Here is a 23,067-nt window from a genome sequence, read left to right as displayed (position 1 = left end):
TGCCGTTGCGAGGGTGTCCAGGTCTTTCGTCACACATTGACCCTGGACGCCCTCGCGCCATGTCCGCAGGCGAACCCTTGGACTCATTCATCTAGAAGCCGCGGGTCCGCTTCGCCGCGCGGCGCTTGGCGGCGCTGGCGGCCCCCGGGATCCGCATGAACAGCCGCGAGGTCTCCGAGCCCAGGTTGACCCCGATCGCGATGGCCAGCGCGATGGCCGCGGCGTTCACCAGCGAGGCGAGGCCCTCGTTGAGCCGGTTCTCGGCGATGAGCAGCAGCCCGTAGTACGTCGCCGAGCCCGGCAACAGCGGGCCGATGGCCGCTGTCGTGTACGGCAGGGCCGAGGCGAAGCGGTAGCGCGAGAAGAGCTGGCCGAACAGGCCGACCAGCCCGGCGGCGATGGCGGTGGAGGGTACGGGCGGGATGCCGCCCGCGTAGTGCAGGGCCCCGAAGGTCACCCAGGCGACCCCGCCGTTCAGCGTCACGATCCCCACAGTGGAACGTTCCTGCTGGAGCAGGATCGCGAACGTGAACACCAGCACCATCGAGGCCGCGATCTGGATCAGCGGCCGCTGGGTGATGTGGAGGACCTCCTCCGGCTTCGGCGAGGGGCCGAGCTGGAGCCCGAGGTACAGCACGACGAGCACGCCCATGATGATGCCGATGAAGAGGTACATGACCTCCAGCAGCCGGGCGGAAGCGGTGATGTAGAAGCCGGTCAGGCCGTCCTGCACGGCCGCGACCAGAGCCCGCCCGGGCAGCAGAGCGAACAGCCCGCCGGTGATCACGGCGGAGGAGCGTACGTCGATCTCGGCCAGCTTCAGGGCCACGCCTATGGCCGCGGGCGGCATCGCGGCGACCACGAACTGGTAGAACTCCGGCAGCCCGCGCCCGGCGCACAGCCAGGCCAGCCGGTCGCCGAGCATTGCCCCGATCGCGGCCGCGAAGAAGACGAGCACGCCGCCGCCGACCAGGGTGGAGGCGGCCCCGGCGAGCAGCCCGGCGGCGGCCGTGAGGACCCAGGAGGGGTACGGGTGCCGGTTGCGGCGGATCTCCGCGAGGCGCCGGTAGGCCTCTTCCAGCGAGAGTTCGATCTCGTGCGCGCTGATGTCGTCGACCAGCCGGTAGACGGCGGCCAGGCGGGTGTAGTCGGTGCCGCGGCGGCGCACGGTCCGGCTCGCGGAGACCGGATCGTCGACGAGGGAGGGCTGGTGGGTGATCGACAGCAGCGTGAACGTGACCGTGGGCTCGCAGCGGTCCAGCCCGTACGAGCGGGCCACCGCGAACATCGCGGCCTCCACGTCCTCGGCGCCCTCGCCGCCCGCGAGCAGCAGCTCGCCGATGCGCAGGGTCAGGTCGAGTACGCGGCCCACGGCGGGCTCGCTGTGCTTGTGCACCGTTTCGGGGACGGGCCGCACATCGACCGGCATGCGCAGCATGGTGCGCATGCGGTCCTGCCAGGGGGATTCCTTCATCAGCGAGACGGGGAAGCCCTGGCCGGGGGTGTAGGCGGGCGGGGAGTGCTGGGCGCTGTAGGTGGCCGGGGGCGCGAACGCGGAGCCCTCCGGTTCGGCGGGCACCGCGGGGAGCCCGCCCGGCACGGAGAACTCCGAGGTCGGCTGGTCCTCGTCGACCGGTTCCGGCGCCGTCCCGGCGGGGGGAGTGAAGGCGCTGTGCGCCTCGTCGGATTTCGGCTTCCGGTCCTCCGCGCCCCCGGATCCCTCGCCCTCCGCCACGCGTCCTCCAGTCCCCGGCCAGCCCGGGTACCAGTATGCGGAACGCTTTCGTCCCCGGCGAAGCGGCTGGATCTTTCAGCCCCGCCGGCGTTGGGGCGCCGGGGTCCGGGGGCCGGCCCCCGGCAGCGGACCCGCACCCGGACCGGAAACGACAACGGGCGGCACCCCCTCCGTGAGGGAGTACCGCCCGGGGTGTCAGCGGGGCTGCGGGAGATCCCGCCTACCCGTTACCCGGCGGAGCTCAGTGGTGGCCGCCCTGCGCCTCGAGGCGCTTGTAGGAGGCCTCGATCTCGGCCTCGGCCTCGGCGCGGCCCACCCAGTCGGCGCCCTCGACCGACTTGCCCGGCTCCAGGTCCTTGTAGACCTCGAAGAAGTGCTGGATCTCGAGGCGGTCGAACTCCGACACGTGGTGGATGTCGCGCAGGTGCTCCACGCGCGGGTCCGAGGCCGGCACGCACAGCAGCTTGTCGTCGCCGCCCGCCTCGTCCGTCATGCGGAACATGCCGATCGCGCGGCACTTGATCAGGCAGCCCGGGAAGGTCGGCTCGTCCAGGATGACCAGCGCGTCCAGCGGGTCGCCGTCCTCGCCGAGGGTGTTCTCGACGAAGCCGTAGTCCGCCGGGTAGCTGGTGGAGGTGAAGAGGCGACGGTCCAGACGGATCCGGCCGGTCTCGTGGTCCACCTCGTACTTGTTCCGCGAACCCTTGGGGATCTCGATGGTGACGTCGAACTCCACGTCCTGCTCCTCCATGATCAGCTTCATTGCTTCGGGACTGCGTTGATTCACCTGCATGCGCGTCCGCCCCGGCCTCCCCCGGCTACCGCCGGGAGGTGCCTCCAGCCGGGCGGGGTGCCATGCTCGCGGCAAGACGCAATGGTTAAGTGTCCCTCACGCATATGTGGGATCGCGAAAGGGGCTGGTCCGAGGTGCCATTGGTCAAGACGTGGCAGCTCATCGCGGTGTCGGCCGTCGCCGGCCTCGCCCTGTCGGTGGCCGCGGTGGCCGCTGCCGGTCCTTGGGACTCCGGCCAGCGTAAGGCCGAGCGGGACAGGGCCGCCTCCTGGGGCCTTACGGGTGGCGCAGATCACGGTGCGGACCGCGACGGAGGGCTCCTCCCGCAGGCCGCGCCCAGCGCCCCCGGGGTGCTCTCCGGGATCGGCCCGGGCACCCCCCGCACGGCCGGGAGCGGGGTCGTGGCCGCCGATGCCGGGCGGCTCGCGGAAGTGCTGCGGCCGCTCCTCGCCGACCCCGCGCTCGGGACCGTCCGTACCGCCTCGGTCGTCGACACCGCCACCGGCCAGGTGCTCTTCGAGTCCGGGCCGCACGAGGCCATGACCCCCGCCTCCACCATCAAGATCGCCACCGCGACGGCGGCGCTCGCCGCGCTCGGCCCCGAGCACCGGATCCGGACCACGGTGGCCCCCGGCGCCGGCCCCGGGGAGATCGTCCTGGTCGGCGGCGGCGACCCCTCCCTCACCGCCAAGAAGAAGAGCCCCACCGGATCCGGCGGCAGCCTCGTCGCGCTCGCCGCCGACACCGCCCAGGCCCTCAAGGCCGCCGGCACCGACTCCGTGCGCCTCGGCTACGACGACACCCTCTTCACCGGGCCCGCCCGCCACCCGATCGGCGCCAACCCCAACATCGCGCCGGTCACGGCCCTGGCGGCCGACGAGGGCCGCCCCGACGACTCCACCTCCGGACCCGTCGACCGGGTCGAGGACCCCGCCAAGGAGACCGCCCGCTCCTTCGCCGCCCTCCTCAAGGAACGCGGCATCCAGGTCACCGCCGACCCCGCCCAGGCCAAGGCGCCCGCCGGCGCCCAGCCGCTCGCCACCACCCTCTCCACCCCGCTCGGCGGCCTCGTCGAGCGGATGCTGACCAACAGCGACAACGACATCGCCGAGGTCCTCGCCCGCCAGACCGCCCTCGCCTCCGGGCAGCCCGCCAGCTTCGAGGGCGCCGAGAAGGCCGTCACCGACCGGCTCACCGCCCTCGGCGTCGACACGGCCGGCGCCCGCTTCGCCGACGGCAGCGGCCTCAATCGCGCCGACAGGATCAACACCGCGCTGCTGACCGGGCTCCTGGCCAAGGCCGCCGACCCGCAGCGGCCGGAGCTGCGGCCCGTGCTCACCGGACTGCCCGTCGCCGGATTCACCGGGACCCTGCGCACCCGCAACGCCGGCAGCTCCCCGGCCGCCGGCCTGGTCCGGGCCAAGACGGGCACCCTGAGCGGGGTCAACTCCCTCGCCGGGACCGTCGTCGACCCCTCCGGGCGACTCCTCGCCTTCGCGTTCCTGACCGCGAACACCCCCGACTCGGGGGGCGCGGAGAAGAGCCTCGACAAGCTCGCCGCGGCCGTCGCCCGCGCCTCCTAGCGATTCCGAGGGGCTCCGCATCGGCGCTGGTCCACGTACGGTTGACGCATGACGAGCATCGGTGGTGCCGAGATGGTCGACTGGAATCTCGCGGTGGCGACCGCGACCCGGCTGGTCCGGCCGGGTCCCGAGGTCGGCCGCGACGAGGCCCGGGCCGTGGTGGCGGAACTGCGCAGGCACGCCAGGACCTCCGAACGCCACGTGCGCGAGTTCACCCGGATGATCCCCGAGGGCGCGGCCGCCCCCGACACCCCCGTCCTCGTCGTCGACCGGGCCGGCTGGGTCAAGGCCAACGTGGCCGGCTTCCGCGAGCTCCTCGCCCCCCTGCTCGGCAAGATGCAGGACCGCCGCGCCGGCGCCCCCGGCGGCGCCGCCCTCGGCGCGTTCGGCGGCAAGGTCACCGGCGTCGAGCTGGGCATGCTGCTCAGCTTCCTGGCCTCCCGCGTGCTCGGCCAGTACGAGACCTTCGCCCCGGCCGGCCGCGACCTGCCGGGCTCCGCCGCGGGCGGCGGCCGGCTGCTGCTCGTCGCCCCGAACATCGTGCACGTCGAGCGCGAGCTGGACGTGCGCCCGCACGACTTCCGGCTGTGGGTCTGCCTGCACGAGGAGACGCACCGTACGCAGTTCACGGCCGTCCCCTGGCTCCGCGACCACCTCGAGGGCGAGATCCAGACGTTCCTCGGCGCCACCGAGGTGGACCCGGCGACCATCCTCGAGCGGCTGCGCGAGGCCGCCCAGTCCTTCGCCGGCGCCCGCCCCGACTCCGAGCGGGGCGACGAGGGCCGCTCCCTGGTCGACCTCGTCCAGACCCCCGAGCAGCGCGAGGTCCTCGGCCGCCTGACGGCCGTCATGTCCCTGCTGGAGGGCCACGCCGACTACGTCATGGACGGGGTCGGCCCCGCGGTGGTGCCCTCGGTCGCCGAGATCCGCGAGAAGTTCCAGCAGCGCCGGGCCAGCGGCGCGGGGCGCCTCGACTCCGCGCTGCGCAAGCTGCTGGGCCTCGACGCCAAGCTGCGGCAGTACCGCGACGGCGAGCGCTTCGTACGCGCCGTCGTCGGCCAGGTGGGCATGGACGGCTTCAACCGGGTCTGGACGTCGCCGAACACGCTGCCGACGAAGGCGGAGATCGCCAAGCCCGCGGACTGGGTCGCGCGGGTGCACCGCAAGGGCGAATAGAAGCGAAGGGGGGTGACTCAGGGGGCGTAAACATGTCTCACTGGGGGAAGCAGCGTCACCCGTCCGAGGGACCGTGAGGCGTGGAAGGGCGTGCGATGCTCAGGGAATGGCTCGGCTCTGTCACCATCGACGCACTCTGAGTGACAACCCTCGATCTCGCGGGGGCTCCCAGCGGGGGCGCCTCACGGGGCCGGGGCACCGGGCAGCGTCGAACAGCACCGAACAGCAGCCGTTCCACCACCACACCCCATCGGGGCACCTCCCGGCGCCAGCCGGGGGCGCCTTCGAGGCATCCGAACTCCACCGAAGGGCACCGGACATGGGTCCCCATCCTGCGGTCGCGGCGATACGCCTGGCGGTCCGCCGCGTACTCCACGACGTCCTCACCGACCTCACCGACCGTCCTGCCGGCCTCCACCGGACTCCGTCCGGGGGGACCCCCGGCACCGCGGCCGGCTCCCCGCCGCTCGTACTCGTCGCCTGCTCCGGCGGCGCCGACTCCATGGCGCTCGCCTCCGCCCTCGCCTTCGAGGCGCCCAAGCTCGGCATCCGGGCCGGCGGCATCACGGTCGACCACGGACTCCAGGCGGGCTCCGACCTGCGCGCCGCCGAGGTCGTCACCCGCATGACCGCACTCCGCCTCGACCCGGTGGAGTCCGTCGCCGTGCGCGTCGGCCGCGGAGGCGGACCCGAGGCCGCCGCCCGCGACGCCCGCTACGCCGCCCTGGACGAGGCCGCCGACCGACTGGGCGCCACGGCCGTGCTGCTCGGCCACACCCGGGACGATCAAGCCGAAACCGTCCTGCTGGGGCTCGCCCGCGGCTCCGGCATCCGCTCGCTGTCCGGCATGCCCGAAGTCTCCGGCGGTCCCGGCGTCTCGGGCCGCTCCCACCGCTACCGCCGCCCCTTCCTCCAGATCGACCGGCAGACCGCCCGCAAGGCCTGCATGGTCCAGTCCCTGGCGGTCTGGGACGACCCGCACAACATCGACCCCGCCTACACCCGCTCCCGGCTCCGCCACGAGGGACTGCCCGCCCTCGAGAAGGCGCTGGGCAAGGGAGTGGTCGAGGCGCTGGCCCGCACCGCCCAGCTGTCCCGCGACGACGCCGACGCCCTCGACGCCTGGGCCGCCGAGGCCGAGGCCGGCGTACGGGACGAGGACGGCCGGCTGGAGTGCGCCAAGCTGTACGCCCTGCCCCCGGCCGTCCGCCGCCGCGTGCTGCGCAGGGCCGTGGTCGCGGCCGGTTCTCCCGCAGGCTCCCTGTTCGCCCGCCACATCGAGGAAGTGGACCGGCTCATCACCGGATGGCGGGGTCAGGGCGCCATCAACCTGCCCGGCCGGGTCGAGGCCCAGCGGCAGGGTGGCAGACTTGTCATCCGGCAGGGCTGATTGGTGCTGAAACACGGCTGAGTCCTCCGGGGGAACCCCCGGAGCCCCGGCCGACAACGAAAGTGATGCGGGTGGACGAGAAGGACATGGGCAGCGACCTCCAGTCGGTGCTCATCACCAAGGAAGAGATCGACGCGAAGCTGGCCGAGCTGGCCGCGAAGATCGACGCGGAGTACGCGGGCAAGGACCTGCTCATCGTCGGCGTCCTCAAGGGTGCGGTGATGGTGATGGCGGACCTGGCGCGCGCCTTGTCCACCCCGCTCACCATGGACTGGATGGCGGTGTCCTCGTACGGCGCCGGGACCCAGTCCTCGGGTGTGGTCCGGATCCTCAAGGACCTGGACACCGACATCAAGGACAAGCACGTCCTGATCGTCGAGGACATCATCGACTCGGGCCTGACCCTGTCCTGGCTGCTGTCGAACCTGGGCTCCCGCCAGCCGGCCTCGCTCGAGGTCGTCACGCTGCTGCGCAAGCCCGACGCCGCCAAGGTCGCGATCGACGTGAAGTGGGTCGGCTTCGACATCCCGAACGAGTTCGTCGTGGGCTACGGCCTCGACTACGCGGAGAAGTACCGCAACCTGCCGTTCGTCGGCACCCTCGCCCCGCACGTCTACGGCGGCTGATGCACGGGGCCCCGGTCGGGGCCCGCACAGGGGAACCCTGGAACGATTCCTGCCGTTGAAGCAGGGGAAAGCAGTTCTGTCAGCCGTCCCACGAGGCCGCGGGTGACAATACAGGGGTACATTCCGAAGAACAGTCTTTACTCACAGCAGCATTTACCTACGGGCAGGAGGGACGGGGCGCCTGGCGCCCCGTATGGATGGACGTGAAGCGATACTTCCGTGGGCCGGTCATGTGGATCGTGCTGGCCGTCCTCGCCGTGGTCGTGTTGATGAACGTCGTCGGCTCCGGCGGCGGCTACAAGTCGGTGGAGACCAGCGAGGTCATCAAGGCGATCAACAGTGGCCAGGTGGAGAGCGCCAAGCTCACCACCGGTGACAGCCAGATGATCAAGATCGAGCTGAAGAAGAACCAGAAGCTCGGCGACAACGACGGCACCAAGTTCCAGGCCAACTACATCGGAGACCAGGGCGTCCAGCTAGCCCAGAACCTCCAGACCAAGTACGAAGCCGGTCAGATCCCCGACGGTTACACCGTCTCGCCGGACAAGACCAGCCCGTTCCTCAGCGTGCTGCTCTCCCTGCTGCCCTTCGTCCTCATCGTCGTCGTCTTCCTGTTCCTGATGAATCAGATGCAGGGCGGCGGCTCCCGGGTGATGAACTTCGGGAAGTCCAAGGCCAAGCTCATCACCAAGGACACCCCGAAGACGACGTTCGCCGACGTCGCGGGCGCGGACGAGGCCGTCGAGGAGCTCCACGAGATCAAGGAGTTCCTGCAGGAGCCGGCCAAGTTCCAGGCCGTCGGGGCCAAGATCCCCAAGGGTGTGCTGCTCTACGGCCCGCCCGGCACGGGCAAGACCCTGCTGGCGCGCGCCGTCGCCGGTGAGGCCGGCGTCCCGTTCTACTCGATCTCCGGTTCCGACTTCGTCGAGATGTTCGTCGGTGTCGGCGCCTCGCGTGTCCGCGACCTGTTCGAGCAGGCCAAGGCCAACGCCCCGGCGATCGTTTTCGTCGACGAGATCGACGCCGTCGGCCGGCACCGCGGTGCGGGTCTCGGCGGCGGCCACGACGAGCGCGAGCAGACCCTGAACCAGCTGCTCGTCGAGATGGACGGCTTCGACGTGAAGGGCGGCGTCATCCTGATCGCCGCCACGAACCGCCCGGACATCCTCGACCCGGCGCTGCTGCGCCCGGGCCGCTTCGACCGGCAGATCGCGGTCGACCGTCCGGACATGCAGGGCCGTCTGGAGATCCTCAAGGTCCACCAGAAGGGCAAGCCGGTCGCTCCGGACGTCGACCTCTCGGCCGTCGCCCGCCGCACCCCCGGCTTCACGGGTGCCGATCTGTCCAACGTCCTGAACGAGGCGGCGCTCCTGACCGCCCGCTCGGACCGCAAGCTGATCGACAACCACATGCTGGACGAGGCCATCGACCGCGTCGTGGCGGGCCCGCAGAAGCGGACCCGGATCATGTCGGACCGGGAAAAGAAGATCACCGCGTACCACGAGGGCGGCCACGCCCTGGTCGCGGCGGCTTCCCCGAACTCCGACCCGGTCCACAAGATCACGATCCTGTCCCGCGGGCGGGCCCTGGGCTACACCATGGTCCTGCCCGACGAGGACAAGTACTCGACCACGCGCAACGAGATGCTCGACCAGCTGGCGTACATGCTGGGCGGGCGCGCGGCCGAGGAGCTGGTCTTCCACGACCCGACCACCGGCGCGGCGAACGACATCGAGAAGGCCACGGCGACGGCCCGCGCGATGGTGACCCAGTACGGCATGACCGAGCGCCTCGGCGCGATCAAGTTCGGCGGGGACAACACCGAGCCGTTCCTGGGCCGCGAGATGTCGCACCCGCGGGACTACTCGGAAGAGGTCGCGGCACTGGTCGACGAAGAGGTCAAGAAGCTCATCGAGACGGCGCACAACGAGGCCTGGGAGATCCTGGTCGAGAACCGCGACGTCCTCGACAACCTGGTTCTCGCGCTCCTTGAGAAGGAGACGCTGAACAAGGAGCAGATCGCCGAGGTCTTCTCGACGATCGTGAAGCGCCCGGCCCGCCCGGCGTGGACCGGCTCCTCGCACCGCACCCCGTCGACCCGTCCGCCGGTGCTCTCTCCCAAGGAGCTCCAGCTGACGAACTCGGCGAACGGCACGTCGGCGGCCTCGGCGGCCGTGTCCGTGGAGAAGGACCCCGCGCCGGAGGACCGCGCCGAGTAGCCCTCGGCCGGACCGTCCCGGAATGGATGCCGCGCCCCCCAGGTTCTAGCCTGGGGGGCGCGGCATTTTTGCGTGCCCGCGAGCGCCAGTGCACACAGGAACGAGGAAGAGATGACCGACCCAGTGACCCTGACCGGTGACGAGGGCACGATCGGCGAGTTCGACGAGAAGCGCGCCGAGGCGGCGGTCCGCGAACTCCTGATCGCGGTCGGTGAGGACCCGGACCGCGAGGGCCTCCTGGAGACCCCGGCGCGTGTGGCCAGGGCGTACAAGGAGATATTCGCCGGCCTCTACCAGAAGCCCGAAGAGGTCCTGACGACCACCTTCGACCTGGGCCACGACGAGATGGTCCTGGTCAAGGACATCGAGGTCATGAGTTCCTGCGAGCACCACCTGGTGCCGTTCCACGGCGTCGCCCACGTCGGGTACATCCCGTCCGTCGACGGCAAGATCACCGGCCTGTCGAAGCTGGCCCGCCTGGTGGACGTGTTCGCCCGCCGCCCGCAGGTTCAGGAGCGGCTGACCACGCAGATTGCGGACTCCCTGATGGAGATCCTGGACCCGCGCGGCGCCATCGTCGTCATCGAGTGCGAGCACATGTGCATGACGATGCGCGGGGTCCGCAAGCCCGGCGCGAAGACCATCACCTCGGCGGTCCGCGGCCAGCTCCGCGACCCCGCGACCCGCAACGAGGCCATGAGCCTGATCATGGCGCGCTGACCGGGTGGCCACGGGGGAGGACACGGCCGGGGCCGCACCCGGGCACGACGCCCGGATGCGGCCCCGAGTGCGGCCGACGACGGCTGGGAGCCGCTGAGCGAGGACGTCGGGAAGACCCTGTCGCTGCTGCCCACCCGGGGCCGGTCAGGCGCTGGCCGGGGACTGCGGGTTGGTGTCGTCGTCCTCGGGGAGCTTCAGCACGTGCTCCAGGAAGAGGGCGGCGGCGATGACCGCCGCGCCCGCCAGGACCGCGAAGCCGGCGTACCAGGCCTGGTCGCGGCGGGCGGGCACTTCCAGGGCGTCGGTCAGCAGAAAGACGCCCACGCCGCCGTACATGCCCGCCACGAGGGCCGCCACGAGGGCGCTGGCCTGTCCGAAGACGACCGCGCGGGCCGCCATCAGCGGCTCCACGCCCTTGGCACCCGGCCGCCGCTCGCGCTGGGCCTTGAGGCGGGACCGGAGCGAGAGGGCGGTGGCCAGCAGGATGACCGCGATGGCGCCGAGCACGATGGGCGCGGCGAGCGGGACGCCCGGCAGGGTCCCGTACGCGTTCCACAGCCGGGCGCCCGCCCAGGACAGCACCCCGGCGACGGCGAAGATCCCTGCCAGGACTGCCGGCCTCAGTTGCTTCACGTGCCCGTTCCCCGCTTTCCGCGCCAAGTCGTCAGCCGCCGCAGTCCGCTGGCCGCAGCCACAGGTTAACGACTACTCGGGGAGGCGGAGTTCCAGGTCCGGGCGCGGCGTGACGCCCGCCAGGCCGATTCCGGCCAGGAGGGACGCGACCGGGCCGTGTCCCGGGATCTGCGCCTCGGGGTCGATGTCGTTCCACGGGGCCAGGACGAAGGCCCGCTGGTGGGCCCGCGGGTGCGGGAGGGTGAGGACCGGGTCGTCCGAGACCACCTCGGCGTACGACACGATGTCGACGTCGATGGTGCGCGGGCCCCAGCGCTCGTCGCGGACGCGGTCGAAGGCCTCCTCGATGGCGTGGCCGCGCTCCAGCAGGGAGGACGGGGGCAGGGTGGTCCGCACGCGGACCACCGCGTTGAAGTACGCCGGCTGGGAGCCGGGCTCGACGCCCCACGGCTCGGTCTCGTAGACGGGGGAGACGGCCTTGACCCGGAGGCCGGGGGTGTCTCCGAGGGCGTCGATGGCGCCCTGGAGGGTCTCCAGGCGGTTGCCGAGGTTCGCGCCGAGCGCGATCACGGCCCACTTCGGGTTGGAGAGGGTCACGTCGGCCGCGTCCACCGTCTCGACGACGGATGCGGGCACCGGCTGGACGGTGGGGTCGCTCTGGGCGTTCAGTCCGTTGTTCACACGCGGCTCCGGGTGATCGTGATGGTCACGTCGTCGAAGGGGACGGTGATGGGGGCGTCCGGTTTGTGGACGACGACCTCCACCTGTGCCACCGCTTCGTGCTTCAGGCACTGCTGGGCGATCCGCTCGGCGAGGGTCTCGATCAGGTCGACGGGTTCTCCCTGGACCACATCGACGACCTCCTCGGCGACGACCCCGTAGTGCACGGTCTTCGCCAGGTCGTCGTCGGCCGCCGCGGGGCGGGTGTCGATGTGCAGCACCAGGTCGACGATGAAGGTCTGGCCTTCCTCGCGCTCCCGGGGGAAGACGCCGTGGTGCCCGCGAGCCTTGAGGCCGCGCAGCGCGACACGATCCACGCGAATCACTCCTGCTTTCGTAGGTGCTTCCGGTCCGGGACTCCCCGGATCCATGGGCCTACGCCGAGTGCGGTCGGCGTCGTCCGTCTTCGAATTTACCTGCGAACGACCCCGGACCCCGCCGGAGGGGTCAGGCGGAGTCCTCCTCTTCGTCCTCGTCGGAGTCCGTCAGGACGGGAGAACCGTGGTGGGACCAGAGCCGCCAGCCCCCGGATGTGCGTCGGAACACATTCGTGGCGACGACGAGCTGGCCGACCAGCGGGCCGAGCTCTCCGCCGTCCTCGGCGGGACCGCCGCTGAGGATGTTCTCCGTGCAGGTCACCAGTGCGGTGTCACCTATGACGACGACCTTCGTGTCGGTGAGGAAGAACTGGATGTAGTCGGTGTGGGACATGATCAGCGCGTACGAGCGCAGCACCTCGCCGCGGCCCGAGAGCACGGGCCAGCCCGGGTGCACGCAGGAGATCTCGTCCTCGAGCCAGAGCGCCGACAGTGCGTCGAAGTCCCCCTGCTCCATGGCCTCGTAGAAGGCCGTGTTGGCCTCTTCGACGGCTTCGATGTCGGTACCGCTCACCGTTCCCCTCTCCTGGCTGTACGGGCCCCACGGCCGGCGGGGCGGATCACAGGGCCCCTTCCACGGCGCGGGCCACCCGAACCGCGTCGGCGGTGGCCCGTACCTCGTGGACCCGGACGGCCCAGGCGCCCTGGTGGGCGGCGATGGCGGAGACGGCGGCGGTGGCGGCGTCGCGCTCGCGGGCGGGCGGCGGGGCGGCGTCGGCGGCGCCGGCCAGGACCCGGCCGAGGAATCGTTTGCGCGACGCGGCGACCAGCAGCGGGAAGCCGAGGGCGCGCAGTTCGGGGAGGTGGGCGACCAGGGCGAGGTCGTGCTCGGCGTTCTTCGCGAAGCCGAGGCCGGGGTCGACGACGAGCCGCTCGGGGGCGATCCCGCCGGCCACGACGGCGTCGATGCGGGTCCGGAGCTCGGCGGTGACCTCCGCGAGGACGTCCTCGTAGACGGCGAGGCTGTTCATGCCGTCGCTGAAGCCGCGCCAGTGCATCACCACGAACGGGACTTCGGCGGCGGCGACGGCCGGGATCATGCCGGGGTCGGCGAGGCCGCCGCTGACGTCGTTGACCAGCAGGGCGCCGGCGGCGACGGCCTGGGCGGCGACGGAGGCGCGCATGGTGTCGACGGAGACGGTGACCCCCTCGGAGGCCAGGCCGCGCACGACGGGGACGACGCGGCGCAGCTCCTCCTCCTCGTCGACGCGGGTGGCGCCCGGGCGGGTGGACTCGCCGCCGACGTCGACGAGGTCGGCGCCCTGGGCGACGAGGTCGAGGCCGCGCTTGACGGCGGCGGTGGTGTCGAACCAGCGCCCGCCGTCGGAGAAGGAGTCGGGGGTGACGTTGACGACGCCCATGACCCCGCAGCGGTCCCATTCCGGCAGGCCTGCGACCCGGCCCCTGCCGGTGGCCCCGCGCTTGATGTTCATGGCTCCAGGGTAGGGCCGCCGCCCTGGCCGGGCGGTACGCGGCCACCGCCCTGGCCGGGCCGCCCGTCCGCGCCGCGCGCCCTTGGCCGGGCGGCGGCCTTGGCTCCGCCGTCCGGGCTGGCGCGGCGGCGGGCCCCGGCGGCTCCGCCGCGCGGCCGCAGCGGGCCCCCCTCCGGGTCCGCGCTCTGCCCTCCGGGTCCGCGCTCTGCCCTCCGGGGCCCGAGCCCCGGACCGCGCCCTGCTCTTCCCGGCCGGTCCCTGCCTTCCCGGGCTCCCCCTCCGGGGCCCGCGCCCGGGCCCGCGTCCCGGGCTCCCCGTCCTCCGGGGCCGGGCTCCCCTTCGGCGCCGCGGCGTCGGGGGCCGAGCCGCTCGGCTGCCGCGGCTGCGGCCGGGCCGTTCGGGGGCGGGATGCGTGAAGCCCGGCACCGTGGGGTGCCGGGCTTCGGGGTGGCGGGGCGGGGGCGGCCGCCCGGCCAGGGTCAGGCGACCTGGATCTCGCGTTCGGGCTGGGCCTGGGCCGGGACCGTGGCGCTCGGGTGGGTGTGGGCGCAGGTGCGGACCGGCTTGGGGGGACGCCGGCTGGCGAACAGCCGGGGCAGGGCCACCGTCACGAAGCCCTCGGCCTGCATCACGGCGAAGCCGATGCGGGGCAGGTCGCGGCTGGTGCGGTAGACCATGAAGCGCGGCTCCCAGCGGGGGCGGAACTTCGCGTTGAACTTGTACAGCGACTCGATCTGGAACCAGCGGGACAGGAAGACCAGCAGGCCGCGCCACATCCGCAGCACCGGGCCGGCGCCGATCTTCTCACCGCGGGCGAGGGCCGAGCGGAACATCGCGAAGTTCAGCGAGACCTTCTCGATCCCCAGCCCGGGGCAGGCCTCCAGCGAGGCCACGATCAGCAGCTCGTTCATGCCGGGGTCGGCGGCGCGGTCACGCCGCATCAGCTCCAGCGACATGCCGTCCTTGCCCCACGGGACGAAGTGCAGGACGGCCTTGAGGTCGCCGAAGGGGCTGGTGTCGCCCTCCTCCACGCGGTGCGCGGTGGCGATGAAGCAGTCGCCGTCGCCCTCCTCGCCGACCCGGCCCAGCGCCATGGAGAACCCGCGCTCGGTGTCGGTGCCGCGCCAGGCCTCGGCCGCGCCGCGGACCTGCTCCAGCTCCTCCTCGGTCAGCTCGCTGACCCGGCGGACCCGGGTGGTGTAGCCGTTGCGCTCGATCCGCTTCACCATCTGGCGGACGTTGCGCATGGGACGGCCGGCGAGGGAGAAGTCTTTGACGTCGACGATCGCCTCGTCGCCCAGCTCCAGGGCGTCCAGTCCGGTCTCGCGGGTCCAGACCTCGCCGCCGGTCTCGCTGCAGCCCACGACGGCCGGGGTCCAGGAGTGGGCCTTGGCCTCCTCCATGAACCGCTCGATGGCGCCGGGCCAGGCCTCGACGTCGCCGATGGGGTCGCCGGAGGCGAGCATCACGCCGGAGACGACGCGGTAGGTGACGGCGGCCTTGCCGCTGGGGGAGAAGACGACGGCCTTGTCGCGGCGGAGCGCGAAGTGGCCGAGGGAGTCGCGGCCGCCGTGCTTGGCCAGCAGCTCGCGCAGCTTGACCTCGTCGTCGGCGGTGAGCCGGGCGGCCGGGTGCTCGGGGCGGAAGGCCAGGTAGATGGTGGTGAGCGCGGTCAGCATGCCGAGGGCGCCGAGGGAGTAGCCCACGGTCCAGGACACACGGCCGGAGTAGTCGACGGGGCCCTCGAAGCCGAAGAGCCCGTACACGACATGGCTGATCTGCTCGTAAATACCCGGATGGCCGACGACGCGGCTCGGATGGGAGTTGACGATGACCAGGCCCAGGCCGATGGAGCCGGCGCTCATCAGCACGAAGTTGGCGAGTGCCTTCCAGCGGCTGCGCGGGTCCGGCAGCGCCTTGAATTCACTCTGGTGCCGCACGATCAGCCCGAGGAGGACGGCCGCGATGACCACGCCGATGATGGAGTGCCGGTACGTGAACTGCGCCACGGCCCCGGCCGGGAGCAGGACGACGGCGGCCCGCCAGGCACGGCGCTTGCGGCGCTTGAGGCCGTGGGCGAGCAGGAGGAGCAGGACGCCCGCGCTGATGGCGAGGGCGGCTGCGAACGGGCCCAGCGAGCCGGGCAGCACCTCGGTGACCGCGTGGAACCGGCTGTGCCGGAACCGCGGGAACACTCCCGCCGCGATGTCCAGAAGGCCGACGATCATGACGGCCGTACCTACAAGGCCGGGCACCGACTCCGGTCGTGGGCCGCGGAAGATTCGGCGGACCTGCTTCGGAACCTGTCCCGACTTATCGCCATCTATCCTGCTAGACATCGCTTCCCGTTGCTCCGCGAGAGATCATGTGGCCGAAGGCCGCGACAGCCTCCGGAGTGTGGTGCGTCCACTAGGACGACATCGGGGTCGAGCGGGTTCACTCTTCCGCCGAGAAAATCTAGCCCTGCCATCAGAAAGTCGACTGACTGCTCATGGGTCTCACCAGTAATACGGTTCTGGCGCTGGCCATCATCGCCGGTGTGCTGCTGTTCGCCGCCACGGTGTGGTTCTGGCCCCGGCTCTCGGGCAGCACCTGGCGTGCGCTGCTCGGCCGGATCGGCCTCCTGCTCGCGACCCAGCTGGCGCTGTTCTCGGCCGTAGGCCTGGCGGCGAACAAGTCCTTCTCCTTCTACGGCTCGTGGGCGGACCTGTTCGGCCAGCAGACATCTGTCGGCAAGGTCGTGGACCACTCGATGAGCAGCAAGGACATCAAGGTCGTCGACAAGCAGAAGCTCGACGTGCCGGGCGGCGCCCAGCCCCAGGTGGGCGGACAGATCCTGAAGGTTGCCATAACCGGGCAGAAGTCGAAAATAACGAGCCCCGGGTACGTGTGGCTGCCGCCGGAGTACTTCCAGCCGCAGCACAAGGACAAGAACTTTCCGGCCTCCATCGTGCTGACGGGCTACCCGGGCACCGCCGAGAACCTGATCAAAGGGCTGAACTACCCGATGACGGCCTTCAAGCAGGCCAAGGCGGGCAAGATGAAGCCGATGATCCTGGTGATGCTGCGCCCGACGATCGCGCCGCCGCGTGACACCGAGTGCGTGGACATACCCGGCGGACCGCAGACCGAGACCTTCTTCGCCGAGGACCTGCCGCAGGCCATCCAGGACACCTTCCGCGTCGGCAAGAAGCCGCAGAACATGGGCTTCATCGGCAACTCCACGGGCGGCTACTGCGCCCTGAAGATCGCCGCGCACTACCCGCAGACCTTCGGCGCCGCCGCGGGTCTGTCCGCGTACTACGACGCCGCGAACGACGCGACGACGGGCAACCTGTTCCAGGGCGACGACAAGCTGAAGAAGCGCGCGGACATCCTGCACAGCATCGAGAACAAGAAGCCGTCGGGTACGTCCTTCCTGGTCACCAGCAGCGAGCAGGGCGAGCCGAACCTCGGCGACACCAAGAAGTTCATCAAGCTGGTCAAGGGCTCGGACCGGGTCTCCTCGATCATCCTCGACAGCGGCGGCCACAACTTCAACACCTGGCGCCGCGAGATCGCGCCGATGCTGGTGTGGATGAGCAACCGCATCCAGGCCTGACCCCCGGCGGGACGGCCCCGCCAGCGTGACCGTGACCGGCCCCGACGAGGCCGGTCACACGTCGTTCCGAGCCCGTGCCGGCGCGGGGCCGCCGCCTCTGCGGCGCCTGCCCTACGCCTCCTGCAACTGGGCCCGGCGCAGGGCCTGGTGGACGCCCTCCGGGGTCAGTACGCCGACCAGCGCGCCGGTGTCCGGGTCCGTGACCCCGATCCGGCCCGAGTCCTCCTGGAGCAGCGCCGCCAGCGCCTCGCGCAGGGTCGCCCCCAGCGCCACCGACGCGCCCGGGGCCGTCCCGTCCGCCGTCGCCTTCAGGTCGGCCCTTTCGACGGGGGTGACCGCGAGCCGCTTGAGGCCCCGGTCCGCGCCGACGAAGGAGGCGACGTACTCGGTGGCCGGCGCGCCCAGCACCGCGGCCGGGCGGGCGAACTGCTCGATGGTGCCCGCGCCGTAGACGGCGATGCGGTCGCCGAGCCGGATCGCCTCCTCCAGGTCGTGCGTGACCAGCAGGATCGTCTTGCGCACCGTCCTCTGCAGCGCCAGGAACTCGTTCTGGAGGCGTTCGCGGACCACCGGGTCCACCGCCCCGAACGGCTCGTCCATCAGCAGCACCGGCGGATCGGCCGCGAGGGCGCGGGCGACGCCGACGCGCTGGCGCTGCCCGCCGGACAGCTGCTCCGGGTACCGGCCCCCGTACACGGCCGGGTCCAGCCCCACCAGTTCGAGGAGCTCGGCCGCCCGGGCGCGGGCCTTCGCCTTGGGGGTGCCGATCAGCTGCGGCACGGTCGCGGTGTTCTCCAGCACCGTCTTGTGCGGGAACAGCCCGACCTGCTGGATGACGTACCCGATGTGCCGGCGCAGCTCCACCGGATCGGCGCTCGCGATGTCCTCGCCGCCGAGCAGGATCCGGCCGGAGGTAGGCTCGATGAGCCGGTTGACCATCTTCATGGTGGTGGTCTTGCCGCAGCCGGACGGGCCCACGAGGGTGACCAGCTCGCCCTCCGCCACCTCGAAGGACAGGTCCTCGACGGCCGTCGTCCCGTCGGGGTAGCGCTTGGTCACATGCTCGAATCGGATCACACCGCCATCCTTCCCTACCCGCGCCGCGTTGGTTGTGACGGGAGTATTACCCCCCTGCGAAGGATTCCGGCCATTGTCGGCGTCGGGGGTTAAGGTCGCTCCTGAGCGCGCTCATTCGGACGGGTGTACGCAGCGGCGGCAGGGGGTGAGGGGCATGGCCGGGCAGAACTGCCTGGTGGCGAACGACTGGATCTGCTGGGACTACGTCACCTCCCGCTCCCAGGAGCTCACCGACGCCACGGTCCAACACGTGTGGATCACGGGCGTGTCGGTGCTTATCGGCCTCGCCGTCTCCCTCCCGCTGGCCCTGCTGGCCCGCCGCGGCCGGCGCTGGGCCGCGCCCGTGCTGGGCCTGACCACCCTGCTCTACACGGTCCCCTCGCTCGCGATGTTCTCCCTGCTGCTGCCGCTGTTCGGGCTGTCGGCGTCGCTGGTGGTGACCGGCCTGGTGCTGTACTCGCTGACCATCCTGGTCCGCAATGCGATGGCCGGCCTGGAAGCCGTCCCCGAGGAGGTGCGGGAGGCCGCGCGCGGCATGGGCTACGGGCCCGCACGGCTGCTGTGGCAGGTCGAACTGCCCTTGGCGCTGCCCGCGCTGCTCGCCGGGGTGCGGATCGCCACGGTGTCCACGGTGGCGCTGACCACCGTCGGCTCCATCGTCGGCAAGGGCGGCCTCGGCAACCTCATCGCCCCGGCGGTCAACAGCTCCTTCAAGGCCCAGGTGCTCACCGCCTCCGTGCTGTGCGTGCTGCTCGCGCTGGTGGCGGATCTGCTGCTGCTCGGCGTACAGCGGCTGCTCACGCCGTGGACACGCGCGACGCGGGCGCCCCGGGCGGCGAGGGCGAAACAGGCCGCGCGGGCCACGCGCGCGACGCGGACGGCGAAGGGGGCCTGAGGCGATGGGCGTGATGGGACAGGCCTGGGACTGGCTGGCGAACGGCGCCAACTGGTCCGGGGAGAACGGGGTGTGGCACCGGCTCGGCGAGCACGTCTACGTCAGCGGGATCTCCCTCGCCATCGCCTGCGCGGTGGCCCTCCCGGTCGGCCTGTGGCTCGGCCACCTCGGCAAGGGCGGGGCGCTCGCGGTCAACGTGTCCAACGTCGGGCGGGCGGTCCCCGTCTTCGCGGTGCTGGCCCTGTTCATGGTCTCGCCGCTGCGCAGTGCGGGCTATCTGCCCACCATCGCCGCACTCGTGCTCTTCGCCGTGCCACCGCTGCTGACCAATGCGTACGTCGGCGTGCGCGAGGTGGACCGCTCGGTGGTGGAGGCCGCCCGGGGCATGGGCATGTCCGGCGGCCAGCTCTTCTGGCGGGTGGAACTGCCGCTCGCCCGCGAGCTGGTGATGACGGGGCTGCGCTCGGGCGCCGTCCAGGTGATCGCCACGGCCACGATCGCGGCCATGGTCGGCCAGGGCGGCCTCGGCAGGATCATCACCGCCGGCTTCAACACGTACAACACGCCGCAGGTCGTCGCGGGGGCCCTGCTGGTGGCGGCGCTCGCCCTGCTGGTCGAGGGCGCCCTGGTGGCGGCGGACCGGCTGTTCCCGCGGCCGGCGGCTCGCTGACCCGTCCGGCCGGCCCCGCGGGTCCTTCCCTGTCGTTTGTCGTTCCCACTCCCTTGGAGGAGCAAAAGATGAGCAAGTCCACGCGCGTCCTCGGCGCGGTACTGGGGGCGGCGGCCCTGACCGTCTCGCTCGCCGCGTGCAACGGCGACAGCCTGGAGAAGAGCAAGGACGCCGGCGCAGCCGCGCCCGCGGACTCGGGGTCCGGCAAGGGCAAGGTGGTCATCGGCTCCGCCGGGTTCACCGAGTCCACCGTGCTGGCGGAGATGTACGCGCAGGTGCTCCGGGACGCGGGCTACAGCACGTCGATCACCACGGTGAGCAACCGCGAGCTGTACGAGCCCTCGCTGGAGAAGGGCGAGATCGACGTCGTCCCGGAGTACGCGGCCACCCTCGCGGAGTTCCTCAACGCGAAGGTGAACGGGCCGAAGGCGCCCGAGGAGAAGCCGGTCGCGTCGAGCGACGTGACGGCGACGGTGGCGGGGCTGGAGAAGCTGGCGGGCCCCCTCGGCCTGAAGGTGCTCCCGGCCGGCCCCGCGGTCGACCAGAACGCGTTCGCGGTGTCGAAGGAATTCGCCCAGAAGAACAACCTGAGGACGCTTTCCGATCTCGGCAAGTCGGGGCTGAAGGTGAAGATCGCGGCGGGCGACGAATGCGCCGTGCGGCCCTTCTGCGCACCGGGCTTGAAGAAGACCTACGGAATCGACGTCTCCGGCATCGACCCGAAGGGCGTCGGCAGCCCGCAGGCCAAGCAGGCGGTCAAGGACGGCGTGGACCAGCTGGTCCTCACCACGACCACGGACGCCACGCTCGACAGCTTCGGCCTGGTCCTGCTGGAGGACGACAAGAAGCTCCAGAACGCCGACAACGTCCTGCCCGTGGTCAACGCCAAGGACGCGGGATCCCCGGAGATCGCGGCCGCCCTCGACAAGGTGACCAAGGCGTTCAACACCGTCGAGCTGACGGACATGAACCACCGGGTGGACGCCCTGCGCGAGAAGCCGGCGGACGTTGCGAAGGCCTATCTGAAGGCGAAGGGCCTGACGAAGTAGCGGTAGTTACGGGTTTGGTGGAGAAATGACAGGTAACTGCCCGGCCACAGATTGCCGGGCAGTTACCCCACTCGACCCCCACGCCCTGTAAATTTCAGGCCATGCCCCGTGGACGCCACCGCAATCCCGAACCCCTGCACCGGCTGCTCACGCCGACGACCGTGGCCGGAGTTTCCGTCGCCAGTGCGGCCGCGGCCTGGCTGATCGCGGAACCTTTGCCACTGCGCCTGCTCGTGGCCCTGGCGGCGAGCGCGGGCGTGGCCGGCGCCGTCGTCATGCGCGCCTGGGACCGAGCGGCCGGGCGCCGTGTCGCGGAACTCGCGCGCGAGCGGGTCAAGGACGAGTGGAAGACCGAAGAGCGGATAGCCGAGCTCGAGTCCGACCTCGAAGAAGCCCGGGTACTGCGCGCCAAGCTCGACGCGAAGCTGCGGGCCAAGCGGGTCGAACTGGCGGGCCTGCGCGGCGAGCACGCGGCGCTGCTGCGGCGGTACGCGACCGCCGAGACCGAGCGGGCGAGCGCCCTGGAGGGCCGCCGACTGCTCGCCATCGAGGCCTCCGCGGCCCCGGCGGCGGCGAAGGAGCTCCCGCCGGTGTCCGAGGAGCGCACGTCGAGCGGCGCGCCGACCAGCGTCGGCTACGCCCGGGCCCATGCGGCGATGACGGCCCTCGCCCGCAAGGCGGAGGCCGAGTCGGCCCGGCCGAAGATGCTGGAGGGCAAGGGCGCCGAGCCCAAGGCGCTGGAGGCCGGGTCTGCGGCCGGTGAGCCGCACTCCCGTACGGGCGCCACCGCTGGCGCTCCGGCGGCGGCGGTCCCGGCGCGCCGGCAGGCCTCGGCGGTGGCCCCGTACTCGGCCGCACGCCGCTCGGCGTCCCGCGTCGAGGGCGGCTTCGACTTCTTCGGCACCAAGACCGCGGCCCAGGCCCGTGCGGTGATCGAATCGGTCCAGAACGAGGACCTGGCCGACGTGGTCGGTGCGGAGGCCCTCGCGGTGCACAACGCGGAGTCGGCCCAGGCCGCCGCAGAGCTGCCGGTCAAGGAGCAGGGCTTCAAGCCGGCCACCCCCGAACAGCGCGCGGTGGGCCAGGTCATCGACCTGACGGCCCACGACGAGACCGAGCCGATCGACGTCGTCCGGCTGCGCACCGCCATCTCCTAGCGGCGCCGCCGGACAGGCCGAGCGGCGAGTTCAGAACAGCGGCAGCTGCCCCGGCAGTTCCGACAGGACGAAGCCGGCCAGCGTCGGCGCCGACGCCCCGAGCACCACCCGCGCCCGGGATCCGGGGCAGGACACCAGGTCGCCGCGGGCCCGCCCGGCGGGAGGGTCGTGGCGGGCGATCCGGCCGGCGGTCACGGCGCAGTCGCGCCCGCATGCGGGACAGGCCCGTCGGGGGGAGTGGGACATGCCCCAAGTCTGCACCCCCACACCGACATCGGCACCGGCATCAGCCCTCTGACCCCGCCCCGTCGGCCTCGGCCCCGTCGGCCTCGGCCCCGTCGGCCTCGGCCCCGCCGGGCTTCGCCCGGTCGGCCAGCCACGCCTTGTGGGCCGCGCACACCCGGTCCCACAGCGCCGTCCGGTCCGCCGGTGTCAGATCGTCGAGCTGCCGCTCGAAGAGCCCGCCCACCACCGCCCAGAACTCCCCGGGCGTGTCCAGGACCCGCTCGCTCGTCCCCTTCACCGGGTCGATCCGGCTCAGCACCCGCCCCCGCAGCGCGTCGACGCCGTCCGCGTCGCGCCGCAGCAGCGCGAGGGTCCGTACGAAGCCCGAGTCCGGCGCGGTCGACAGCCGCACGTGCGTCGCCTCGAAGTCGGCCGTCGCCGCCGGCGCCGAGAGGATGTTGACCGCCGGGCAGGGGCTCGCCTCGTTGACGTACCTCCAGCCGGGCTCGTCCCCTTCCAGCGGGCCCAGCCCGTACGTGTACTCCCCCTGCCGGTGCGTACCGGCGCGCAGCGGCAGCGGCTCGTACGGGCCGTCGCCGAGCCCCGCGTCGACGAAGTACTCCTCCCCGCCGACCCGGACGGTCAGCGCGAGGTGGTCGCCGCTGACGTCGCGGCGCTCGCGGTCCGCCGGGCCGAGGACACCCGCGAGATGCCGGGTCACCTCGAAGCCGAGGGCCTCCAGGAGCAGCGCGAAGGCGCCGTTGAGGTGGAAGCAGTACCCGCCGCGCCCGGCCGCGAAGCGCCGGACGGACAGCTCGGGGGCGATGCCGGGCGGCCGGCCGAGCTGGATGTCGAGGTTCTCGTAGGGGATGCGCTCGAGGTGCGCGCGCTGGAGCGCGAAGAGCGACTCCACGGTGGGCCGGGGCGGCTGCGGGAAGCCGAGCCGCCGCAGGTAGCCGTCGTATACGCCTGGGGTCATCCCTGCACC

At 72.0% G+C, this 23,067-nt stretch carries 22 protein-coding genes; 11 read left to right on the top strand and 11 right to left on the bottom strand.

Annotated features, from left to right (window positions below; all coding sequences use genetic code 11):
- Positions 1-91 precede the first annotated feature (91 nt).
- Entirely contained in the window at positions 92-1,735 is a 1,644-nt protein-coding gene (locus tag AB0I68_RS32520) for a threonine/serine exporter family protein (RefSeq protein ID WP_363180968.1), read from the bottom strand.
- A gap of 241 nt (positions 1,736-1,976) precedes the next feature.
- Positions 1,977-2,471 (bottom strand): inorganic diphosphatase, encoded by a 495-nt coding sequence (locus AB0I68_RS32515; RefSeq protein ID WP_215011464.1) that lies wholly within the window; start codon positions 2,469-2,471, stop codon positions 1,977-1,979.
- Between the two features lie 191 nt (positions 2,472-2,662).
- Between AB0I68_RS32515 and dacB the strand changes: the two genes are divergently transcribed.
- From dacB to folE, 6 genes are all read left to right on the top strand, one after another.
- Positions 2,663-4,111: a D-alanyl-D-alanine carboxypeptidase/D-alanyl-D-alanine-endopeptidase gene (gene dacB, locus AB0I68_RS32510; protein ID WP_363180967.1), complete on the top strand. Its 1,449-nt coding sequence runs from the start codon at positions 2,663-2,665 to the stop codon at positions 4,109-4,111.
- A gap of 48 nt (positions 4,112-4,159) precedes the next feature.
- The gene (locus AB0I68_RS32505) at positions 4,160-5,287 is read left to right on the top strand and encodes a zinc-dependent metalloprotease (protein ID WP_363180966.1); all 1,128 of its coding nucleotides are present in this window, start codon (positions 4,160-4,162) and stop codon (positions 5,285-5,287) included.
- Positions 5,288-5,606: 319 nt separating this feature from the next.
- Entirely contained in the window at positions 5,607-6,677 is a 1,071-nt protein-coding gene (tilS, locus tag AB0I68_RS32500; protein ID WP_363180965.1) for a tRNA lysidine(34) synthetase TilS, read from the top strand.
- Positions 6,678-6,742: 65 nt separating this feature from the next.
- On the top strand, positions 6,743-7,303 hold the full coding sequence (hpt, locus tag AB0I68_RS32495) for a hypoxanthine phosphoribosyltransferase (RefSeq protein ID WP_030158549.1): 561 nt from the start codon (positions 6,743-6,745) through the stop codon (positions 7,301-7,303).
- Between the two features lie 197 nt (positions 7,304-7,500).
- Positions 7,501-9,522 carry an ATP-dependent zinc metalloprotease FtsH gene (ftsH, locus tag AB0I68_RS32490; protein ID WP_363180964.1) on the top strand — a complete coding sequence of 674 codons (2,022 nt, stop codon included), beginning with the start codon at positions 7,501-7,503 and terminating at the stop codon, positions 9,520-9,522.
- 111 nt (positions 9,523-9,633) lie between these two features.
- Positions 9,634-10,242 (top strand): GTP cyclohydrolase I FolE, encoded by a 609-nt coding sequence (gene folE / locus AB0I68_RS32485; protein WP_363180963.1) that lies wholly within the window; start codon positions 9,634-9,636, stop codon positions 10,240-10,242.
- A gap of 144 nt (positions 10,243-10,386) precedes the next feature.
- Here folE and AB0I68_RS32480 read toward each other — a convergent pair whose 3' ends face one another.
- The 6 genes from AB0I68_RS32480 to AB0I68_RS32455 form a co-directional block, all read right to left on the bottom strand.
- Entirely contained in the window at positions 10,387-10,875 is a 489-nt protein-coding gene (locus AB0I68_RS32480) for a DUF3180 domain-containing protein (protein ID WP_363180962.1), read from the bottom strand.
- A gap of 72 nt (positions 10,876-10,947) precedes the next feature.
- Positions 10,948-11,556: a 2-amino-4-hydroxy-6-hydroxymethyldihydropteridine diphosphokinase gene (folK, locus tag AB0I68_RS32475; protein ID WP_363180961.1), complete on the bottom strand. Its 609-nt coding sequence runs from the start codon at positions 11,554-11,556 to the stop codon at positions 10,948-10,950.
- Positions 11,553-11,912: a dihydroneopterin aldolase gene (folB, locus tag AB0I68_RS32470; RefSeq protein ID WP_030158540.1), complete on the bottom strand. Its 360-nt coding sequence runs from the start codon at positions 11,910-11,912 to the stop codon at positions 11,553-11,555. The genes folK and folB overlap by 4 nt, the downstream gene beginning before the upstream one ends.
- 130 nt (positions 11,913-12,042) lie before the next feature.
- Positions 12,043-12,486: a nuclear transport factor 2 family protein gene (locus AB0I68_RS32465; RefSeq protein ID WP_363180960.1), complete on the bottom strand. Its 444-nt coding sequence runs from the start codon at positions 12,484-12,486 to the stop codon at positions 12,043-12,045.
- A 46-nt stretch (positions 12,487-12,532) separates the two neighbouring features.
- Positions 12,533-13,405 (bottom strand): dihydropteroate synthase, encoded by an 873-nt coding sequence (gene folP, locus AB0I68_RS32460; RefSeq protein WP_363180959.1) that lies wholly within the window; start codon positions 13,403-13,405, stop codon positions 12,533-12,535.
- A gap of 479 nt (positions 13,406-13,884) precedes the next feature.
- Positions 13,885-15,744 carry a phosphatidylglycerol lysyltransferase domain-containing protein gene (locus AB0I68_RS32455; RefSeq protein ID WP_363180958.1) on the bottom strand — a complete coding sequence of 620 codons (1,860 nt, stop codon included), beginning with the start codon at positions 15,742-15,744 and terminating at the stop codon, positions 13,885-13,887.
- A gap of 152 nt (positions 15,745-15,896) precedes the next feature.
- Between AB0I68_RS32455 and AB0I68_RS32450 the strand changes: the two genes are divergently transcribed.
- Positions 15,897-17,006 (top strand): alpha/beta hydrolase-fold protein, encoded by a 1,110-nt coding sequence (locus AB0I68_RS32450; protein ID WP_363180957.1) that lies wholly within the window; start codon positions 15,897-15,899, stop codon positions 17,004-17,006.
- 111 nt (positions 17,007-17,117) lie between these two features.
- Here the strand turns inward: AB0I68_RS32450 and AB0I68_RS32445 are convergent, their stop codons facing one another.
- Positions 17,118-18,083, bottom strand: coding sequence for an ATP-binding cassette domain-containing protein (locus AB0I68_RS32445; protein WP_363180956.1), 966 nt, complete (start codon positions 18,081-18,083; stop codon positions 17,118-17,120).
- A gap of 154 nt (positions 18,084-18,237) precedes the next feature.
- Here AB0I68_RS32445 and AB0I68_RS32440 point away from each other — a divergent pair, with 154 nt between their 5' ends.
- The 4 genes from AB0I68_RS32440 to AB0I68_RS32425 all read left to right on the top strand — a co-directional run bounded on the left by AB0I68_RS32440 (position 18,238) and on the right by AB0I68_RS32425 (position 21,854).
- Positions 18,238-18,978, top strand: a complete 741-nt coding sequence (locus AB0I68_RS32440; RefSeq protein WP_363180955.1) for an ABC transporter permease — start codon at positions 18,238-18,240, stop codon at positions 18,976-18,978.
- A gap of 4 nt (positions 18,979-18,982) precedes the next feature.
- Positions 18,983-19,648 carry an ABC transporter permease gene (locus tag AB0I68_RS32435; RefSeq protein ID WP_363180954.1) on the top strand — a complete coding sequence of 222 codons (666 nt, stop codon included), beginning with the start codon at positions 18,983-18,985 and terminating at the stop codon, positions 19,646-19,648.
- 68 nt (positions 19,649-19,716) lie between these two features.
- Positions 19,717-20,697 (top strand): ABC transporter substrate-binding protein, encoded by a 981-nt coding sequence (locus AB0I68_RS32430; RefSeq protein ID WP_363180953.1) that lies wholly within the window; start codon positions 19,717-19,719, stop codon positions 20,695-20,697.
- A gap of 101 nt (positions 20,698-20,798) precedes the next feature.
- Positions 20,799-21,854 carry a hypothetical protein gene (locus AB0I68_RS32425; protein ID WP_363180952.1) on the top strand — a complete coding sequence of 352 codons (1,056 nt, stop codon included), beginning with the start codon at positions 20,799-20,801 and terminating at the stop codon, positions 21,852-21,854.
- A gap of 30 nt (positions 21,855-21,884) precedes the next feature.
- Here AB0I68_RS32425 and AB0I68_RS32420 read toward each other — a convergent pair whose 3' ends face one another.
- Positions 21,885-22,100 (bottom strand): hypothetical protein, encoded by a 216-nt coding sequence (locus tag AB0I68_RS32420; RefSeq protein ID WP_363180951.1) that lies wholly within the window; start codon positions 22,098-22,100, stop codon positions 21,885-21,887.
- Positions 22,101-22,140: 40 nt separating this feature from the next.
- Positions 22,141-23,058, bottom strand: coding sequence for an arylamine N-acetyltransferase (locus AB0I68_RS32415; protein ID WP_363180950.1), 918 nt, complete (start codon positions 23,056-23,058; stop codon positions 22,141-22,143).
- Positions 23,059-23,067 lie beyond the last annotated feature (9 nt).

The organism is Streptomyces sp. NPDC050448, from assembly GCF_040655295.1.
In the GTDB taxonomy this organism is placed as follows: domain Bacteria; phylum Actinomycetota; class Actinomycetes; order Streptomycetales; family Streptomycetaceae; genus Streptomyces.
This window is presented reverse-complemented; position numbering and strand designations above follow the sequence as displayed.

Coding starts and splice junctions, on each gene's coding strand:
- ftsH (WP_363180964.1), top strand. CDS start 7,501: ATGGACGTGAAGCGATACTTCCGTGGGCCGGTCATGTGGATCGTGCTG.
- AB0I68_RS32435 (WP_363180954.1), top strand. CDS start 18,983: ATGGGCGTGATGGGACAGGCCTGGGACTGGCTGGCGAACGGCGCCAAC.
- folE (WP_363180963.1), top strand. CDS start 9,634: ATGACCGACCCAGTGACCCTGACCGGTGACGAGGGCACGATCGGCGAG.
- AB0I68_RS32455 (WP_363180958.1), bottom strand. CDS start 15,744: ATGTCTAGCAGGATAGATGGCGATAAGTCGGGACAGGTTCCGAAGCAG.
- hpt (WP_030158549.1), top strand. CDS start 6,743: ATGCGGGTGGACGAGAAGGACATGGGCAGCGACCTCCAGTCGGTGCTC.
- AB0I68_RS32415 (WP_363180950.1), bottom strand. CDS start 23,058: ATGACCCCAGGCGTATACGACGGCTACCTGCGGCGGCTCGGCTTCCCG.
- AB0I68_RS32420 (WP_363180951.1), bottom strand. CDS start 22,100: ATGTCCCACTCCCCCCGACGGGCCTGTCCCGCATGCGGGCGCGACTGC.
- AB0I68_RS32425 (WP_363180952.1), top strand. CDS start 20,799: ATGCCCCGTGGACGCCACCGCAATCCCGAACCCCTGCACCGGCTGCTC.
- folP (WP_363180959.1), bottom strand. CDS start 13,405: ATGAACATCAAGCGCGGGGCCACCGGCAGGGGCCGGGTCGCAGGCCTG.
- AB0I68_RS32450 (WP_363180957.1), top strand. CDS start 15,897: ATGGGTCTCACCAGTAATACGGTTCTGGCGCTGGCCATCATCGCCGGT.
- AB0I68_RS32430 (WP_363180953.1), top strand. CDS start 19,717: ATGAGCAAGTCCACGCGCGTCCTCGGCGCGGTACTGGGGGCGGCGGCC.
- AB0I68_RS32440 (WP_363180955.1), top strand. CDS start 18,238: ATGGCCGGGCAGAACTGCCTGGTGGCGAACGACTGGATCTGCTGGGAC.
- tilS (WP_363180965.1), top strand. CDS start 5,607: ATGGGTCCCCATCCTGCGGTCGCGGCGATACGCCTGGCGGTCCGCCGC.
- AB0I68_RS32505 (WP_363180966.1), top strand. CDS start 4,160: ATGACGAGCATCGGTGGTGCCGAGATGGTCGACTGGAATCTCGCGGTG.